At 63.7% G+C, this 18,567-nt stretch carries 14 protein-coding genes and 2 pseudogenes; 6 read left to right on the forward strand and 10 right to left on the reverse strand.

The features are described 5' to 3' along the window. Positions 1-77: 77 nt before the first annotated feature. From F9929_RS13710 to F9929_RS13730, 5 genes and pseudogenes are all read left to right on the forward strand, one after another. A complete protein-coding gene (locus F9929_RS13710; protein ID WP_152047154.1) occupies positions 78-1,058 on the forward strand; it encodes a glycosyltransferase family 2 protein in 981 nt (326 codons plus the stop codon). Continuing rightward, entirely contained in the window at positions 1,048-2,691 is a 1,644-nt protein-coding gene (locus F9929_RS13715) for a hypothetical protein (RefSeq protein WP_152047155.1), read from the forward strand. Before F9929_RS13710 ends, F9929_RS13715 begins: the two co-directional genes overlap by 11 nt. Continuing rightward, positions 2,679-3,635 carry a lysylphosphatidylglycerol synthase transmembrane domain-containing protein gene (locus tag F9929_RS13720; protein WP_152047156.1) on the forward strand — a complete coding sequence of 319 codons (957 nt, stop codon included), beginning with the start codon at positions 2,679-2,681 and terminating at the stop codon, positions 3,633-3,635. Before F9929_RS13715 ends, F9929_RS13720 begins: the two co-directional genes overlap by 13 nt. Beyond that, the gene (locus F9929_RS13725; protein WP_152047157.1) at positions 3,632-5,395 is read left to right on the forward strand and encodes a hypothetical protein; all 1,764 of its coding nucleotides are present in this window, start codon (positions 3,632-3,634) and stop codon (positions 5,393-5,395) included. Before F9929_RS13720 ends, F9929_RS13725 begins: the two co-directional genes overlap by 4 nt. A gap of 93 nt (positions 5,396-5,488) precedes the next feature. Continuing rightward, positions 5,489-5,602: pseudogene (locus F9929_RS13730) on the forward strand (IS5/IS1182 family transposase); the annotation flags it as partial. A 9-nt stretch (positions 5,603-5,611) separates the two neighbouring features. On the opposite strand, the gene F9929_RS13735 reads toward F9929_RS13730, so the two are convergent. From F9929_RS13735 to F9929_RS13775, 9 genes are all read right to left on the reverse strand, one after another. Beyond that, on the reverse strand, positions 5,612-6,421 hold the full coding sequence (locus tag F9929_RS13735; RefSeq protein ID WP_152047158.1) for a MipA/OmpV family protein: 810 nt from the start codon (positions 6,419-6,421) through the stop codon (positions 5,612-5,614). 256 nt (positions 6,422-6,677) lie between these two features. Further along, positions 6,678-6,950 carry a helix-turn-helix domain-containing protein gene (locus F9929_RS13740; RefSeq protein WP_235919296.1) on the reverse strand — a complete coding sequence of 91 codons (273 nt, stop codon included), beginning with the start codon at positions 6,948-6,950 and terminating at the stop codon, positions 6,678-6,680. 40 nt (positions 6,951-6,990) lie between these two features. Next, positions 6,991-8,277, reverse strand: coding sequence for an NAD(P)/FAD-dependent oxidoreductase (locus F9929_RS13745; RefSeq protein WP_152047159.1), 1,287 nt, complete (start codon positions 8,275-8,277; stop codon positions 6,991-6,993). Continuing rightward, on the reverse strand, positions 8,274-9,374 hold the full coding sequence (locus F9929_RS13750) for a lipoprotein N-acyltransferase Lnb domain-containing protein (RefSeq protein WP_152047160.1): 1,101 nt from the start codon (positions 9,372-9,374) through the stop codon (positions 8,274-8,276). The genes F9929_RS13745 and F9929_RS13750 overlap by 4 nt, the downstream gene beginning before the upstream one ends. Next, positions 9,374-10,591: an alpha/beta hydrolase gene (locus tag F9929_RS13755; protein WP_235919298.1), complete on the reverse strand. Its 1,218-nt coding sequence runs from the start codon at positions 10,589-10,591 to the stop codon at positions 9,374-9,376. The genes F9929_RS13750 and F9929_RS13755 overlap by 1 nt, the downstream gene beginning before the upstream one ends. Before the next feature lie 23 nt (positions 10,592-10,614). After that, positions 10,615-13,743 carry an efflux RND transporter permease subunit gene (locus F9929_RS13760; RefSeq protein WP_152047161.1) on the reverse strand — a complete coding sequence of 1,043 codons (3,129 nt, stop codon included), beginning with the start codon at positions 13,741-13,743 and terminating at the stop codon, positions 10,615-10,617. Continuing rightward, positions 13,740-14,816 carry an efflux RND transporter periplasmic adaptor subunit gene (locus F9929_RS13765; RefSeq protein ID WP_235919300.1) on the reverse strand — a complete coding sequence of 359 codons (1,077 nt, stop codon included), beginning with the start codon at positions 14,814-14,816 and terminating at the stop codon, positions 13,740-13,742. Before F9929_RS13765 ends, F9929_RS13760 begins: the two co-directional genes overlap by 4 nt. Further along, positions 14,813-15,907, reverse strand: coding sequence for an efflux RND transporter periplasmic adaptor subunit (locus F9929_RS13770; RefSeq protein WP_193227758.1), 1,095 nt, complete (start codon positions 15,905-15,907; stop codon positions 14,813-14,815). Before F9929_RS13770 ends, F9929_RS13765 begins: the two co-directional genes overlap by 4 nt. 172 nt (positions 15,908-16,079) lie before the next feature. Continuing rightward, positions 16,080-16,691, reverse strand: a complete 612-nt coding sequence (locus tag F9929_RS13775; RefSeq protein WP_193227759.1) for a TetR/AcrR family transcriptional regulator — start codon at positions 16,689-16,691, stop codon at positions 16,080-16,082. A 298-nt stretch (positions 16,692-16,989) separates the two neighbouring features. On the opposite strand from F9929_RS13775, the pseudogene F9929_RS24475 reads away from it, so the two are divergent. Next, positions 16,990-17,732: pseudogene (locus F9929_RS24475) on the forward strand (IS630 family transposase); the annotation flags it as partial. A gap of 16 nt (positions 17,733-17,748) precedes the next feature. Here F9929_RS24475 and F9929_RS13785 read toward each other — a convergent pair. Next, a protein-coding gene (locus F9929_RS13785) for an IS5 family transposase (protein WP_407922235.1) occupies positions 17,749-18,506 on the reverse strand; the annotation gives its coding sequence in 2 pieces (ribosomal slippage) (positions 17,749-18,170 and positions 18,170-18,506; 759 coding nt in all). Between the last annotated feature and the right edge of the window lie 61 nt (positions 18,507-18,567).

The raw sequence follows: 18,567 nt of genomic DNA on the forward strand, positions 1-18,567 counted from the left end.
CAAAAAGCGTGCGACTTGACCTTTCTCTCCGAAGTGGCGAAGGCAGCCGAAAGCCGAAGCTCCGCAACCAGTCGTCCATGAAGCTCATCATCCAAATACCCTGCCTGAACGAAGAAGGCACGCTCGCGGAAACGTTGAGCCATCTGCCGCGCCAAGTGGAAGGTTTCGACACGGTGGAATGGCTCGTCGTCAACGACGGCTCGACCGACCGGACGGTGGCGGTCGCCAAGGAATGCGGCGTCGATCACGTTCTCGATTTTCCGATCAACCGGGGCCTTGCCCGCGCCTTCACCGCCGGTCTCGAGCAGGCGCTCGAACTCGGCGCCGACGTGATCGTCAACACCGACGCCGACAACCAGTACAACGCCGAAGACATCCCGAAGCTCGTCCGCCCGATCCTCGAGGGGCGCGCACAGTTCGTGATCGGCGCGCGGCCGATCGTGGAGATCGAGCATTTCTCGGGGGTCAAGAAGCTGCTGCAGCGGCTCGGAAGCTGGGTGGTGCGCTTCACGTCCGGCGCGGCGGTGGCCGATGCGCCGAGCGGCTTCCGAGCCATGTCGCGCGAAGCGGCGCTGCGGCTCAACATCTTCGATTCCTATACCTACACCCTCGAATCCATCATCCAGGCGGGCCGATCCGGCGTTCGCATCGCGTCCGTGCCGATCCGGGTGAACGGCGAAACGCGTCCGTCCCGGCTCGTTCGATCGATCCGGCGCTACGTGATGCGCTCGTCGATCTCGATCCTGCGCTCGATGTTCGTTTACCGCCCCGGCCAGACCTTTCTGGTGCTCAGCCTCGCACCCTTCGCGCTCGGAGCGCTTCTGTGCCTGCGCTGGCTGGTCTTCTACTTCGAGGGCGCCGAGCGCGCCCATGTGCCGAGCCTCATCGCTGCGGCGGTACTGCTGATCCTCGCCTTCCTTTGCTGGCTCTGCGCGCTCCTCGGCGAGTTGAACCGCATCAACCGGCGACTTCTGGAAGACACGCAATACCGGTTGAAGCGGGCGCAGTTCGCCGGCGCTTCGATCGGCCGGGACGGGGAGCATACCCATGCGGGTTGAGGACCTTCGCGCGGCGATCGCGACGATCGTCCTTCCGGAGATCCCGAAACTCCTGACGCTGCTGGACCGCACCGCCGTCAGCCCGACCTACGGCTGCTTCGACCGAGCCTACTGGCATTACCGCATGATCGATTTTCCCTGCGGCATGAGCCAGGAATTCGTGCTGCCCCTCGCGCTCGTTCATGCCCTGCCGGCCATTCCCGGCAACCGCTACCATGGCGATCCGGCGATCCGCGAACTGGCCATCGCCGGCATCCGCTTCGCGGCACGCTCCAGCCATCCGGACGGTTCCTGCGACGATTACTATCCGTTCGAACGGGCAGCCGGAGCCGCGGCCTTCTCGCTCTTCGCAATCCTCGAAGCGGCCGAAATCCTGAGGCTTCCGGCGGACCCCGAGATCGACGGCTTCGTCCTGCGCCGCGCGCGCTGGCTGGCCGCGCACACGGAAAGCGGCCGCCTGTCCAACCACGAGGCGCTGATCGTGTCCTGCCTCGAACGGGCGCGACTACGCTGTCCCGGCGCCGAACTGGAAACTGCTCTCACGGAACGGCTCGCCCGGCTTCTCGGCTGGCAGGACGCGGAAGGCTGGTTCGACGAATATGGTGGGGCCGATCTCGGCTACCTGTCGCTGACGATCGGCCTTCTCGCCGATCTCGACCGCCGTCGCCCCGACCTCGGGCTTCGCCCGCCGCTCGCCCGCGCGATCGATTTCCTCGCGCATTTCGTTCATCCGGACGGCACCGTCGGCGGCGAATATTCCTCGCGCTCCACGCTGAACTTCTTTCCGTTCGGCTTCGAGACCGCGGGCGCCTGGCATCCTGCCGCCCTCCGGGTGAACGACCAGGCGCTCCGCCCGCTTCTCGAAGGGCGCGTGCCCTGTTATTCCGACGACCGCATCCTCGCCCACCATCTCTGGGGCTGGCTCTTCACGCTGCGGGCGTTCCAGGAAAAGCGCGGCATCGACTCCGACCCCGCGTCCGGCCGGCACTGGTTTCCCGGCTGCGGCTTGTTCGTGGAGCGCGGGCCGACGCCCGACGCCATGCTGGTCGCCGCGCCCGCCCGGGGCGGCGTCTACAAGGCTTTCGCGCAAGGCCGTCTCGTTCGCAGCGACACCGGCGTGACGCTCGCGACGCGAGGCAAGGGCCGCGTCGCGGTCTGCCATCTCGGGGGCGCGGCGGTGCGCGTCGAGGCGAACCGCATGCTTTGCGAAGGGCGCATGGCTTGGGCCAAGGGAACCAAGCTCACGCCTGCCAAGAACGCCGTCCTCCGGCTTCTGATGCTGAGCGCGGGGCGCTTCTTTCCGGACCTCGTGCGCCGCCTCCTCCAGCGGGTCCTCGTGACGGGCCGAAGCGACGCGCCGTTCCGGTTCGTTCGCAGCTTCATGCGCGATGCGGACGGAACATGGACCGTGCGCGACGAAATCCACGCCGACGAAGGCTGGAGCGACGTGGCGCTCGCCGGAATATCCGGCCACCAGACCTCGATCACCACCATCATGGCGCGCGTCTATCAGGCCGATCAGCTCCGGCCTTTCGAGGACCTGACGGCGCGGCTCCGAGGTCTCGGCGACCGCGAGCCGCTCGTGGTCGAGCACCGTCTGGCAAAGGGAGACGCGCCGCCATGGGCCGCCTGATCGGGCTTCTGGTCAGTCTTGCGATCCTCGCGGGGCTTTACGCCTTCATCGATGTCGGCGCGCTCTGGCGCGCGGCCCGGGCCGCCGATCCCTGGTGGCTCGCCGCCGGCATCCTCTTCGTGGTGCCGCTGACGCTCCTCACCTCCTGGCGGTTGACGCTGCTCGTCGCGGACGTGGCTCTGGGCTTTCTGGAATCGAACCGGCTGATCCTCGCCGCCTCGACGCTCAACCTCTTTCTTCCCTCCAAACTCGGGGATCTGGCGAAATCCGGCGTCCTCGCGCGCCGTCACGGCATGAAGCCGAGCCTGTCGCTGGCGATCGTGGTTCTGGAGAAGGCGCTCGACATGGCCTCGCTTCTCGTTTGGGGCGTGTTCGGGCTTCTCGTGGTGGGCGCCGCGCGGCCGGCGATGCTCCTCCTGCTGCTCCCGGTCGGCGGCGGCCTCGCCGCGCTCGCGCTCCTCATCGCGCCCTTGCACCTCCTGCCCTTCGTGCTCCGCCATTTCGGGCGATGGATGCCGGGCAAGCTCGGCGGCGCGGTCGCGGCCTTCGCCGCAAGCTGGCGCGAGGTGACGGACTGGTTCTGGCAAACGCCCGGCCGCGCAGGCGGCGTCGTGCTCCTGTCGATCACGATCTGGGGCGCGCATCTCTTCCAGTTCTGGCTTTTCGCCGAAGCGCTGGGCGCAGGCGTGCCGGTTCTCGCGAACGCCGCCTTCGCGACGCTTTCCATCCTCGCCGGCCTCCTGCCTTTCACCTTCGCCGGCGTCGGCACGCGGGACGCGGCAATCGTCTTCTTCTACGCGCCTTATCTCGATCCGGGCGCGGCGGGCATTCTCGGGCTTCTGGCGACGCTGCGCTACGTCCTGCCGGCCGTTGCCGGCGCGCCGTTCGTGGCGGATTTCGCCCGCAAGGGTCAGCCGCTCGCGCCCGACGCCGCCAAGCCATGACGCCGCGAGAACCCGTTCCCCCGCCGTCCCGATCGACGCGCTTCCTCGCCGCGCGGCTGGAAGCGCGCGACGAGAACGGGTTCTGGCTGGCGCTCAGCCTGCTGCTCGGGCTCGCCGCGGCGATCCGCTTCCTCGTTCAGGCACATGCCGCGCCGGGCGGCATCCAGAGCGACGCGATGATGTTCCTGTCCTGGATGGGGCGATGGGACGACCCGTCGGCGCTTATGGGCGACCTCGTCGCCGACTACTGGCAATCGGTGACGCCGTGGTTCTTTCAAGCGCTTTTCAAGGGCGCCTGGCAGCTCGGCATCGGCCCGCACGCCTTCGCGCGGCTGCTGCCGGCGATGCTTTTCGTTGCGGTTCCGATCGCATCGTTCCGCTTCTTGCGCTCGATCGGCGCCGAGCCGCTTGTCGCCTTTGCGGCGACTGCGCTCCTTCTCTTCAACTTCGTGGCACTCTCGAATTCGATGGCGAGCGCCACGCCCCGTTCGCTCTGGCCTCTTCTTCTTCTGCTGCTCCTCGACGGGCTTGCGCGCCGCAACATCGTCCAGAGCGCCCTGACGCAAGGATGTCTCGCCGGCTGCTATCCGCAACTGACCCTCGTCACTTCGACGATGATCGGCATGACGCTCCTGCAGCCGCGCCTCTTGTTCCTTGATCTTGCCCCCAAACGCTTGCTGCTCGTCGGCGCCTGCGGGCTTGCAACGGTCGCCGGTCTTCTGCCGTTCGTCCTGGAAACCGGCGCGTTCAGTCCGGTGGTGACGCTGGCCGAGGCCCGGACGCTGTCGACCTTCGGTCCGGAAGGGCGCAACGTCGTATTCGAACCTGACGGATCGGTGGATCTTCTTTGCGGAAGACGGGTCGGCTTGTTTCAGAACGCCTGCCACGGCACGCCCAACCTTCTTTTCGTGTTCCTCGCGCTGGCTGCCGTCTTCGGTCCCGTTGTCTTGCTTCGGCGCTGGCTACGATCGGACGAGAGCCGACGGATGGGGATGTCCTCCGAACTCCCCTTCCTTTTACTTCTCGCTTCGCTTGCATGGTTCGTGATCGCAGCGTCCACCATGTTCCGCCTTCACTTGCCCAGCCGTTACAGTACGGCGCTGGTGACGCTTGCGATCTTGACGACCTTTCCGCTTCTCGTGGAGCGGATCCGCGCCCGCCGGTTTCCTCGCTGGCTTCGGGAACGGCGAAGCGGCCGGATCCTCATGCACGTTGGAACGATCGCAGTCCTGATTCTCGCCTTCGGGGGCGCACTCGGCGTCAAGCGCTCGATGCTGAGCCCCGACAACCCGGAACTCGTGGCCTTCGTCCGCTCGCTGCCTCCCGGTGCGAGGGTCGCCGGCTTCGTGACGGACCTCGATTTCTCGCCGGTTCTTACCAATCGTTCTACGCTCTTCAGTCGGGAGCTCACGATCGGCTACCAGCTCGGTTACCTCCGTCCGATCCTTGCGCGCATGGCGGACATACGTGATGCGATCCTCACCAACGATCCGGTGATCCTCGCCGACCGCCTCCGCCGCAATCAAGTCGACGTTCTTCTGATCGCAGATGAAACGTTGCGGGATCCGAAAGTGCCGGAACGGTTTCGTGGCTTCTTCCAGGCAGACGAGTTGAAGGACGCCGAAACGCAGGCAACAGTACAGGGTCTGACCGCATTGTCCCGCTCGGCGGCTGATTGCACCTTAAAGCGGATCGGTCGAGTTTGGGCACTCGACGCCCCCTGCCTCATGGCCGGAACGCGAGCGGCGGTCGGCGGCTAAATTGCCGATGGGACGCATTCGGCGACGAACATGTCCGCCGACGGGAGGGCTGCTCTTAGGGTCTGAACGCGCAGACGCGCCTACAGCGGAAAAGGGCGCTGTCGCAGGCTTGCTAGCGACCACGAAGCCAAACCCTCCTCGGCGCTCGCTTTTCTCATGCTCGCCGCCGCCCTGATCCTCGTCAGACGGCTCGCTCGGCCGTTATAAAACGGGCTCTTAGAAGAGGTCGAGAGAGAAGCGCTTCGAGATGCCGAGGCCGACCGTGTACTGGTTCTCGTCGCCGGTCTTCACGATCGGCGAATCCTCGGCGTCGCCGATGAAGCGATTCCAGGACGCGTCGGCATTGAGGAACCAGGTCGGGCGGAACTCGTAGCGCGCGGATGCCGCGACGCCCGCCGACCTGAAGCCGCCATCGGCGTCATAGGCGTCGAGACGCCCGCCGGTGGCGATGGATTCGCTGTCGCTGACGCCGAAAAGCGTGTTCATGTACTTGCCGGATGCGAAGGACAGCGTCGGGCCGGCCTTCAACTGCCATTCCTGCGAAGGGCGCGCCACGAGGTTGGCGCCGACATCGCCGACGAATCCGTCCGCACCGCCGAAGGCGTAACGGAACTCGCCGTAGACTTCCGCCGCATCCCATTCGTAGCCGAGCTTGACGCCCGCCTCGTAGGTCGCGTCCACATCCCGAAGGCCCTGAAGCTCGTCGTAGTCGGCGGCATTGCGCTTGTCGATGAACTCGAATGACGGGCCGATGGAGAAGCCGCCGCGCTGCGGGTCGATGCTGCCGAAGGAGAACAGGCCCGGAAGGCTGAGGTAATCGACGCTGACGATCGGATAGGGCGAGAACTGATAGTCCTTCGCGCCGGCATATTCGGGCATCAGCCGGCCGCCGACGCCGAGTTCGATCACGAGATCGGTGTCCGCGGTCGGACGGGCACTTGCCGCCTCCTCGTAGAGATCGGCGGCGCGTGCCTCCTCGGCGAGGAGAAGGGACAAAAGGCAGAAGCCGAGGGCGGCTTTCGTCATGGAATGAAACTCCGACGGATCAATCTTCAGATAAGCCATTTACCGACGTGCCTTTGAAGAACAATAGATAAGGAGAAGATGAGATCAAAAATAGAACATTTGCAATCCCGGTCGCGGCATTTCGGAGACTTGAAAACAAATAGGTTCTATACAAAATCGGCATCAAAATAAATACCCGCCCTGTTGTCACACCGTTGAAGCGGAGGGGCTTATAACGCTCAACATTTATAAACGTTTTTACGTCAACGCCAATAAGTTACCGATCATGCTCGTAAGTCAATTGATCATCGCATATCATCCGTACGCCGACGCCTCGCTTGTTTTCAAAAAGCAGTTCGACGCCGGCATCTTCGAATACCGTGCGTAGCGCGCGCAGCTTCGTCAGCTTCGGCGTGCTAATTCCCGCTTCGAAACGGCGCAATTCATTGGCTTCGAAGCCAGCCAGCGAACTTAGTTTTCTAGAAGACCAGTCGAGACAAGCCCGAGCGGCGCGACACTGCATTGCATTGATAGGCAGATCGATACTCATGAACTGTTGTTGCTTCGACGGGGTTTATCGCTCGGCTGCCTCAGGAAAGCCGCGTGGGCGGCCGCACGCGCGAACTCAAAACGTCTGCTAGCCAGAGCAGGCTGCCGCGGCCGAACCCGTGCAGGCGCGCTTGGTGACGACGGTACAGAAGAGCGTGACCGAGTTGGGCGACACGGCCGCGGAGGAAGCCGCCGCCGAACAGGCCAAACTGTCCGAGCGTGCCGTAGGCGTCGTAGCCGCCGAGCGATACCAGACCGCCGAAGTCGCGATATCGGAAGTCCGGGATTTTCCCGCCGTTCAGGATCTCTGGCAAATGTGTAATCAGATAAGCGGCTTCCTGGAACGCAGCCTGTGCGGTGGTGGGCACCAGGGCATCTTGTGAGAGCTGCGGGCTGGCACAATCCCCGACTGCGACGATCCTCGCATCGTCGATGGCCACAAGGTTGGAGCCGACCAGGATCTGGCCGGCTTTGTTCTGTCGAAGCCCATCGATCGATCGTATGAGGTCCGGCGCCCGCACACCCGCCGCCCAGACCTTCAGGTCGGCTTGGATCGTTTCGCCGTCTGGCAGATGAAACGCTTGCGCATCGGCTTCGTGCACCCTGACACCGGTGCGCACGACCACACCCATGCGACGCAACCGGTCCTCGGCGGCACGGGCCACCCGCTCTGGAAAGGCGCGTAGCAGCCGATCCCCGGACTCGATCAGCGTCACGCGCAAGCGCTCGCGCGATTGCGCGACGCCGTAGTGTTCCACGATGTCGACGAGCTGAACGATTTCCGCAGACAACTCCACGCCCGTCGCTCCGCCGCCGACGATCGCCACCGAGAAGGTCCGCTCCGCGGCGAAGGCTTTCAGCATGTCGGCGCGCATACGGTCGTTGAAGGCGATCGCCTGGCTGCGCGTGTTGATGGTGAAGCAATGCTCGGCGACACCTGGGGTCCCAAAGTCGTTCGCCTCGCTGCCGACAGCCAGAACCAGCGTGTCGTAGGCGATGCTGCGGGCCGGCACGATCTCTTCGTCGCCGGATCGAAGGGGGGCAAGATGGACCGAACGTGTCTGACGGTCGATGCCGACTGCCTCGCCTGGCTGGTAGATGAAACCGCGCTCATGCGCCTGCACGAGGTAAGGCGTTTGTTGGGTTGCCGCTTCCTGCGTTCCGGCCGCGATGGTGTGCAGCATCGGTTTCCAGACATGGGCTGGCTCGCGATCGATCAGCGTCACGGCCAGCCGCCGTGTGCCGACGGCTCGTCCCGCGAGATGTCCGGCGATATCGAGGCCGGCGACGCCTCCACCCACCACAACGAGCTTGTGATCACTGGTCATCGGTCATCTCGACTTGTCGTATTGCTTCTGTCCAACGGTGACTGGGCGTCCGCTGTTGGTTCGGAGGATGATTGAACACCGCGCGTCGAAGGTTCGGCCTGCGAACTCCGACGGATTGCCTCAGAGTAAGGCACGCCGATCGGGCGTTGCTTCGCCTTCTCGCTGATGGCGCCGCGACGTCGCAGGGAACCGTCCGGCATATGCCAAGCGAGTGCGCCCCGTTCGGCTAGATAGCTCGGTAGGTATCCCGACAGGAGAATGCGCCAGTCCATCGGGATGCCCGGCTCGATGAGCTTGGCCAAATCGAAGATCACGGTCGTACAGTTTGCGGTAAGCGTATTGTAGAATGCTGGTTCGCGCGCCAACAGGTTGCCGGCTTGGACGTAGTTCAGGAACAGAGCGATCCTTGTCTGCTTGGGAAGCGCCAGCGGGTAGAGATAAGTGTCTTCTCCCCGCATGTTGGTGCGCAGGAAAATGATGTCGCGTTCCTCGGCCGCGATCAGCGACAGTTCGTAACTTTTGAAGAAGCCGGCAAGCGAGGAGAACTCCTCGCCCTTCTCCCGACGGATCTCGACGGAGAACACGACGCGCCGTCCGTCGGCGAAACCGAACGAGATCAGGGTGTGGGCTATGGCGTCCATGCCCCAATAGGACAGGACGAGATCGGTTTCGGTTAATTCGGTGAGATCGTAGGTTTCGGTCCGCCAGCGCTCGATGGCATCCGATTGCGTGCGCCATTCGAAGTCACGGACATTGTCCAGCGTGACCTTGTCGCCTTCCACACGTCCCGTAACAATACGCGAAACGTCGGGAGCCCAATCGCGATCGAGTCGTGGCTGAAGCGTGAACCACCAGCCGACAAAGCCGAAAGCGAGCAGTGCCAGTACAGTCCACGGGATCCAGGATCGTCGTATCCGAATGAATACGACGAGACAGATAAGGCAGGCCATCCACGCCGCGACGCCGGTGGCTCGTAGATATTGCGCGCCTTCGATATGAAACCATAGCGCCAGGCTGCTCCAGCCAAGCGCCAAAAGCGCCAGGATCGCGATCGCTGTGTTCAGGACGATAAGAACGAGGTGCCGCACGATTTGCATCACCGTCCAGTCGCCGAGCGAAGCGAACCGTCGAGGTTGCGCCCTGTATCCTCGACGCCCTCGCGAAGGCGGCGGCGGGCTTCCGGGCTGACCAGCGCGCCCGGAATGTTTGCCGTCGCCCCGATCGCCGAGCCGACGCCTTGCGCCGTTCCGATCGCGGTGGCCCCGATCGTATCAGCGAGACTGAGATTGTTGTCGGATACCTTGTCTCCCGCGATCAAGCGCCGCCCTATTGCCTGCACAACGTCAGCGCTTTCGGCGAATTTCGTATGGTTCAGGCTGTCGCCGGCGCGGATGCCGCTGAGATCGACGACGCGGATGCCCCGCTCCTGAAAGGCGGCCTGGACGTCCGGTTTCGTCAGGTCCACGGCGCCCAAGCGCTGCACACCGCCCGCGAGACGCCGCGACACGAGAAGCGCGCGGTCGTCCTGCGAGGTGAAGATGGTGATGCGGTCCTGCGCCGGGCCGATGTCGTTCAACTGCTCGCGGAACACGTCGACGTCGAGGTCGGGCGAGGCGAGGACGATGTTGCGCAGCTTGTCCGGCAGCCGGCCCTGGCGGATTGCGAGCTGGCGCATCGCTTCCATCGCCAGCCAGCTTCCCATGGAATGCGCCATGAGGGTGATCTCGCCGACATCAGGCCTGGCGGCAGCCTGGGCGATCATCGCTTCCAGGCTGTCGCGCGAGTAGTTCGCGCTTTCCCGGTCGTAGAGATAGCCAAAGATCGACCCGCGCGAGGGCCAGGTGAAGAGGATCGGCGCGGCGTTGACGCCGGTGTCGTGGCTGATCTGCGCGAAGCGGAAGACAGATTCCTCGTAGGTCGAGTTGAAGCCGTGGACGAAGATCAGGACCCGCTTCTTGGGGCCGGCGACCCGCTTGTACCACGACCGGGCGCCTTTGGTGTCGAGGGACGCGACCTTCAGGGTCACGAACTCCTTTGCCGGATTGCCGGGATTGCGCGGGGGATAGATGACCTGTCCCGGCTTGCGAACCTCATCCGGCGGGATCGACACGAGGATGTTCTCGATCGACAGGCCTGGCCCCCGATCCCCCCCGAAGATGACGCCCGGCACGGACGACGGTGCCCTAGTGGTCGCGACCAGCATGTCCACGAGATGGGCATCCGGCACGGTTCTGGAAACCGGCAGGAGCGTCGCGTAGGGGCGCGATGCACAGCCCGAAAGGCAGATCGAGACGATCAGAAGCGAGCGAACCATCGGGCGTCCAGCAACTCTCGCTTTCATGTCGCCACCGCTTCGCTCGAGCCGCCTTCCGGCGCCGAGCCGGCACCGTCATGCCCATCGCCGGCCCCGTGTCCTTCAGGCGCTCCGGTCTCGGTCGGCTTGATGCGGAACCAAGCGACATAGAGCGCCGGCAGGAACAGAAGGGTCAGAACCGTGCCGACGATGATGCCGCCCATCATCGCGAAGGCCATCGGCCCCCAGAAGATCTCGCGCGAGATCGGGATCAGAGCGAGAGAAGCCGCCGCCGCCGTCAGCATGATCGGCCGCATGCGGTGCTCGGTGGCGTCGAGCACCGCATCCCAACGCCCCCAACCTTCCTTGATGTGGTCTTCGATCTGCACCACCAGGATCACCGAGTTCCGGATAAGGATGCCGATCAGCGCCAGGACGCCGAGGATCGCCACGAAGCCGAGCGGGGCGCCCGAGGTCACCAAGGCGACTACGACGCCGATCAGACCGAGCGGGGCGACGGCGATCACCAGGAAAAGCCGCTGGAAGCTCTGCAACTGGAACATCAGAAGCGTCGTCATCGTCAGGAGCATCAGCGGCAGCACGCCGGCAATCGGACCCTGGCCCTTGCCGCTTTCCTCAACCGCGCCGCCGGTCGCCAGAACGTAGGCCGGCGGGAGCTTGGCGCGGAACTCGTCGATCTTCTGCGTCAGCTCGGCGTCGATCGTTGCCGGTTGTGCGTCGGTGATCACCGTCGCCTTGACGGTGATCGTCGGCACGCGGTCCCGACGCCAGATGAAGGGTTGCTCCATCTCGTAGTGGAAGTTCGCGATCGCCGCGAGAGGGATGACCCGTCCGTCCTGAGTGTTGATCTGCAGGTTCTGCAAGGTTTCGATGGAAGTTCGGTCGGCCGCTCGTGCCCGGCTGACGACGTTCACAAGGTAAATTCTGTCCCGGATCTGCGTCGCCGTTGTGCCGCCGACGACATTCGCCAGAACGGAGGAAACATCCTGCGAGGAGATGCCGAGCTGACGCGCCTTGTCCTGCAGCAAGTTCACCTGCACGACGCGTGCTGGCCCGTTCCAATCGAGCGTGACGCGGCCGGTGTTGGAGTTGGCGCCGACGATGCCGGCGACCTCCTGCGCGTAGGCTCGCACCTTCTGCAGGTCCGGGCCGCTCATTCGGTACTGGATCGGACGACCGACGGGAGGGCCGATATCCATCGTATGGACGAAGACATCCGTGCCGACGAACTTTTTCTCTCCGAGATCGCGCAGTCGTGCGATGACGCGGTTCCTCGCCTCGATGTCCTTGGTCATGATGACCATCTGCCCGTAGTTCGGGCTCGCCGGCTGCACGTCGAAGGACAGAACGAAGCGCACGGCGCCCTGACCGACATAGGACGACCAGTAAAGGATGTCGGAATCGTCGCGGAGCTCACCTTCGAAGCGGTCCATCTCCGCTCGCGTTTCAAAGATCGAGGCGTTCTGCGGCGCCGTCCAGTCGACCACTACTTCCGGGCGGTCCGAGGTCGGGAAGAATTGCTGCTGGACGAAGCCCATGCCGTAGATCGAGCCCGCGAACAGCGCGAGCGTCGCGGCGATCGTCAGCCACTTGAAGCGGACGCAGAAACGCAGGAGCGCGGCGAAGGCGCGGGCGAGGAAACCCTTCTTGTCCGAATGCTTCTTCATCGATTTCGGCATGAACGTCACGCCGAGGATTGGCATGAAGACCACCGCGACGAGCCACGAAACCACGAGCGAGACGGCGATCACCACGAAGAGCGTGAAGGTGAACTCGCCCGCGTTGCTGTTGTTGAGACCGACGGGCATGAAGCTCGCGACGGTGACGAGGGTGCCGGTCAGCATCGGGAAGGCGGTGGAGGTGTAGATATACGTCGCCGCCTTGTGCAGGCTGTCGCCGACCTCGAGGCGCGCCACCATCATCTCGATCGCGATCATAGCGTCGTCCACGAGGAGGCCGAGCGCGATGATCAGCGCGCCGAGCGAGATGCGCTGCAGGGAGATGCCGCTATATTGCATCGCCAGGAAGGTGATGGCGAGCGTGAGCGGGATCGCCAGCGTGACGATGAAGCCGGCTCGCATGCCGAGGCTGAGGAAGGACACGGCGAGAACGATGACGATCGCCTCGATCAGCGCCTTCGTGAAGCCGCCGACGGCTTCTTCCACGACGTGCGGCTGATCGGAGACGAGATGCAGTCCGACGCCCACGGGCAACTGCGACTCGACGATGCGCATCTCGCTCGTCAGCGCTTCGCCGAATTTGAGAAGGTTGCCGCCAGCCCGCATGCCGATCGCCAACCCGATCGCCGGCTCTCCCTTGTAGCGGAAAAGCGACTGGGGTGGGTCGGCATAGGTCCGGTTGATCGTCGCCACGTCCGACAGCCGGAAATAGCGGTCGTTCACCCAGAGATTGAGAATGCGCAGGCTGTCCTCGGAGGCGAACTGCCCGTTGACTCGCACTGCGATCCGCTCGCCGTCCGCGTTGATGGTCCCCGATGAAGAGACGGCGTTCTGTGCCGCCAGGGCATCGATGACGGCTTGCTGGCTGAGGCCTAGCGCGGCAATGCGGCGAACCGAGAATTCGAGATAAACGACCTCGTCCTGGGCGCCGATCAGGTTCACCTTGCCGACGTCCGGGACCGCCGTGATCTTGGCGCGCGCCGCTTCGGCATAATCGCGCAACTGGCGCTGGCTGACGCCGTCGGCCGTCAGGGCGTAGATGTTGCCGAAGACGTCGCCGAAATCGTCGTTGAAGGTGGGTCCCTGCACACCGGACGGCAGCTGGGACCGGATGTCCGAGATGATGTTGCGTACCCGCACCCATTGCTGGGGTACCAGCGCCGCCTTCGTCGTATCGAGAAGATAGACGTAGATCGTCGTCGAGCCGGGTGAGGTCAGGCTTTTGGTGTAGTCGAGCTGCGGCAGCTCTTCGAGCTTCTTCTCGATCCGCTCGGTCACTTGATTGACCGTTTCCTCCAGCGTTGCACCGGGCCAATTCGCCTGGATGATCATCGTCTTGATCGTGAAGTTCGGATCTTCCTCGCGACCGAGGTTGACGTAGGCCAGGGCCCCCGCCACGGCGAAGACGATCATGAAGTACCAGACGAGCGAGCGATGCCCGAGCGCCCACTCGGAAAGGTTGAAGCGCTTCAAAGTGCCAGTTCCTGCTGAGTCTTCACGGATTGACCGTCCTTTAGGGAATAAGCGCCGGCAGTGACGACGCGCATTCCGGGCTCGAGGCCGGACGCGACATGCACGACGGAGCCTTCTTCGCTGGCGATCGTCACGGCGCGTTTCGACACGGTCGACTTCGCTTCGTCGACGACCCAGACGAAGGTGCTGTCCTTGGTGCGAAGCAGGGCGGTTTTGGGCAGGCTAATCGCCTGGTCGTCGCCCACGTCCATGCGGGCGTCGACGGTGGTCCCAAGCCGGAATGCCGGCGAGGGATCGGCAAGCGTGATGCGAACGCGGCGGCTGCGCGTCGCGGCATCCGAACTCGGCGCGATCTCGCGGATACTGCCCCGCACCTTCTGGCGTGGGTCGATCTGAAGAGTGACCGTGAAAGGCTGACCGACCGACAAAGAGCCAACCATATCTTCCGCGACGTCGATCACCGCCTCACGCACGTCGGCCTGCGCCACCGTGACCGCCGTCTGCCCGACGCTGGCGATCTGGCCGACCTCGACCGAGACGCCCGTGACGATGCCGTTCGTTTCCGAGACGAGACGCGTGTAGCTCAGTTCCTCCCGCGCTTTGGCGAGATCCGAGCGCCGGTTGATGACGGTGGACTGCGCTGTTGCGAACTGCTGCTCGGCCGTATCGAGTTGGGCCTGCGGACTGGCGTTCAGCCGCACCAGCGCGGCCTGCCGATCACGCGTCGCCTTCGCGTTTTCCAGTTGCGCCTCGGCGGCGGCCAAGTCGCCTTCGAGGGAGCGAACGGAAAGCGCCTGCGCCTGCTGGTCGAGCGAGGCGAGGAGCTGCCCCGCCGCGATTGTGTCGCCGACATCGACGTTGCGGCCGGTGACGCGGCCGAGAACGCGGAAAGCCAGATCGCGCGAGTAGCGAGGCTGAACGGAGCCGGCGAAGCTGGCCGGCTCCACGGCCGTCGGCTCGGCGCGTACGGACAGGACCGGACGCACGGGCGGCGGCGGCGCTTCGTGTTCGCCGCAGCCCGCAAGAAGGCATGCCGCGCAGGCCATGCCAATAAAAGGAATGGACGATCTCATGCTCCGGCGTCTCCGGCCAGCGCCACGACCTGCCCCGCACGGAGAAGTTGCGCTCCGGCGGTGACGACTTTCTCGCCGTCCCGAACGCCGTCCGAAACGAAGACACGGCCGGTCCGGTAATCGGCGATGGTGACGGACCGTAGCGAGACGGCATTGGTCGCGGCGTCCACCACCCAAACCGCGGCGCCGTGCGCATCCGCTGACAATGCGGTCCATGGAAGCTCGACGAGCGGCCGGACCTTCGTACGGCCGACACCCTCTACCGCCGCGCCGAGGCCCATTCCGGACGGCGGATCGATGAGCGTCGTACGGACACGGACCGTTCCGGTCTGAGTGTCGAAAGTTGGTGAGATCTCGCGCACGCGGGCCTTCGACACGACCTTCGGATCGCCGACGAGGCGCACTTCAAAATCCACCTTGGGCGATGCTTCTAAGAGAATTGCTTCGTAAGCGTTGAAGATCGCCTCACGCTCGCCGTCGTGGGCGAGTGTGAACACGGACTGCGCCGCGGCAGCCACCTGCCCGGTTTCCGTGTTGCGGGCCGTGATGATTCCGTCCGCGTCGGCGCGCAGTTCCGTGAAGCTGAGCTGCTTGCGCGCACTGCCGAGATTGGCTTCGGCCGTTGCGAGCGCGCCCTGCGCGTTGCGGAGTTGTTCCCGGGCATTCTCAAAGTTGCCTTTCGTCGTCACCCCGCTTTTGAGAAGCTGGCTCTGCCGGTCGAAAGTTACTTGCGCATCGCGAACAGAGCTTTGGCTTGAACGCACGGAAGCCTCGGCGGACGCGAAGTCGGCCAGTTGTTGTCTCGAATCGAGCTTGGCGAGAAGGTCGCCGGCCCGAACATGGCTGCTGACCTCGACGTAGCGCTCGATGACCTGCCCATCGATCTGGAAGGAAAGTTGACTTTCGACCCGCGCGGCAACGGAGCCGGTCAAGGAGATGTCGCTGCCGACCTGCTTGTAAGCGACCGATCGAACGACCACGCGCTCCGGCTGCTGTTGCGGCGGAGCGCTTTCGCTGCCGCACCCCGACGTGATGAAGGCGACAACGACCAAACTGCCCGTCGGAAAAAGCGGACTTGCAAGCAGACGCAAGGGCAGTTCCATCCTTTTAGTAGAAAATGCATGGGTGAGCGTCCGCAGAGGTTCGAACGAGTATGTTCGAACCTCTGCGTCCTTCAGTGGGACAGGGACAATTCACCCACGCAAAAGCGATATAGGTACGGAACCGTTCCGTATCAATACGCGCCGGGATAATATCTGTCTATTATTCTGCCTGAGAGCGGATGGGGCGTTTCGGGCTTGGTCCGTAGCCCCGGACATAGAACTTCACGTATCGACGCAGGGCTTCGCGGTCGTCGGCGTTGATTTCGGCACTGCGCAGGCCGAGACTGGCCTGCCGGAACAGTGGAGTGACCCCGCCATCGATAAGACGCCAAGCCGCTTCATGGATGTCGTCGATCTCAAGGACACCGACATGGTTGGCTTCATTCAGCACTTCGCAAATGCCGACGATAATGCGGTCCTTGGTTCGCTCGACTGTTTTTGCGATCTCTGGAAAACGCATCGCAACGGAAGCGACTATTCTTTCGAATTCGATGATCTCGGTTTGCAGCAGGCCGTCGAGATGACGAATCAAGATGTCTTCTAAAGCAGCTTGTATGCCGGATCGCTGCAGTTGCACCGGGATAACGTCGGGAAAGCGCTCCTCGGCAATCTGCATGCAGACCGCTTCGAAAAGTTGTGCCTTATCGCTAAAACGAGCGTAGAATGTCTTCTTGGAGATCTTCGCCTGGACGACGATTTCGTCAATGCTTGTGTTGTCGTATCCGTTCTTCAGCAGCATCTGACGGGCGACGCCGACAATGAGAGCGGTCAACTCGTTCGCCTGCCGAGCAGAGGGTCGGCCGGGCGAACGTCGCGTGACTGAATCTATGGGCATACGCTAGGCTGCTTCCCATTTCGCGGCAGGCGAACTCCCCACGCGTGGCGAAAGCGCGAAGATCCGGTCAGCCCGTCGATCATCATTTCGCTTACGTCTTCAAGAGGTAGTAAAACGTCGCTGTGCCATATGCTACCGCACATCGATGGCTTATACCAACGAGCGTAATTTCTGACCCGTTGGGGTTTTCAGGGGCGCGTTGGTCTAATTCAGGGTTGCAAACGGAGATTTGGTCGTGACGGTGCCAATTGCGCTTCGGAGTGATTTTGACGGTTTGGGCCTTCGCCGTCTGGCGCGGTCAGACAAAGGACGCGGCGCAGACCCGGCGGCTTCTGGCGCTGGCTGCGATCTACGATGGGGCTCGCGCACGGACGCGGCCCGGATCGGCAGTGTGACGCTTCAGATCATCCGGGACTGGATGATACGGTTCAACCAGCGCGGCCCGGTCGAGCTCGTCAACGGCAAGGCGCCGGGCAGCTCTTCGAAGTTGAACGATGAACAGCGTCAAATCTTGGCGAAGATCGTCGAAAAGGGCCCGATTCCGTCGGTGCACGGCGTCGTTCGCCGACGGAGCAAGGACCTCATGCGATGGATCTTCGAGGAGTTCCGTCTTTCGCTGGATGAGACGACGGTCGGTCGCGAACTGAAGGCCATGAGCTTTGCCAAGCTCTCGACCCGTCCGCGCCGCTACGCCCAGAACGAGTTCGAGGTGGTAGCTTTCAAAAAGATTCCCCCGCCGAGTTGGCGGCCATCGCGGCGCGGCTCCCAAACGGCACCGAAATCGAACTCTGGTGGGCCGACGAGGCCCGCATAGGCTAGAAGAACAAGATCACCCGCCGCTAAGCCAAGCGCGGCACGCGACCCTCCGCCCCGCAGGACCAGCGCACGATGTGGGCATACATTTTCGGGGCGATCTGCCCGAAGAAGGGCAAGGGCGCTGGTCTCGTCCTGCCCTACTGCGACACCGACGCCATGAACTAGGATGAATCCACATTCATCGGAGCCATATGGCGATGGCCGCGATGTGAACGAAGGCGAGGAAGTGAGAGGCCTTGCGGTCGTAGCGTGTGGCGAAGCGTCGGAAATGCTTGAGCTTGTTGAAGCAGCGCTCGATGCGGTTGCGGTGCCGGTAGATCGCCGTGTCGTGCGGGATCGCAACCTTGCGCGATCGGGTGGACGGGATGACCGCTGCCGCGTTCATGGCGGCTATCGTCTGCCACAGGTCGTTGTTGTCGTAGGCCCTGTCGGCCAGAACCGCTTCGGCCTGGAAGCCGTCGAGCAGCGCTTTGGCGGCGAGATTGTCATGGCGCTGGCCGGCGCTCAGCATGAAGCGCAACGGTCGGCCGAGCGTGTCGCAGAGCATGTGAACCTTGGTGGTCAGACCACCTCGGGAACGCCCCAGAGCCTGATCCCTGGCCCCCCTTTTCCGCACGCCGCCTGTTGAAGGACGCGCACCAGGGTCGTGTCGAGCATCAGATACTGGTTGTCGCGGTCCTTGATCAGTTCCGCAAAGACCCTCTCCCAAACGCCGGCCTTGGCCCAGCGGCTGAAGCGGGCATGGACGCTTTTCCATTTGCCGTAGCGCTCCGGCAGGTGCTGCCAGAAGGCGCCGGAGCGCAGAACCCACAGAACGCCGTTCACGAACAAACGGTTGTCCGCCGCGCTGCGGCCGGGATCACCGACCTTGCCCGGCAGTAGGGGCGCGATCCGCTGCCACTGCGCCTCGTTGAGTTCATAGCGCTTCACACCCATCAAGCCGCTCCGGATCAGCAAAACCCAAGCGCCTTGAATCAAACCTCAGCCGCAATGAAAA

Origin of the sequence: Aureimonas psammosilenae, assembly GCF_009176975.1 — a bacterium.
Classification (GTDB): domain Bacteria; phylum Pseudomonadota; class Alphaproteobacteria; order Rhizobiales; family Rhizobiaceae; genus Plantimonas; species Plantimonas psammosilenae.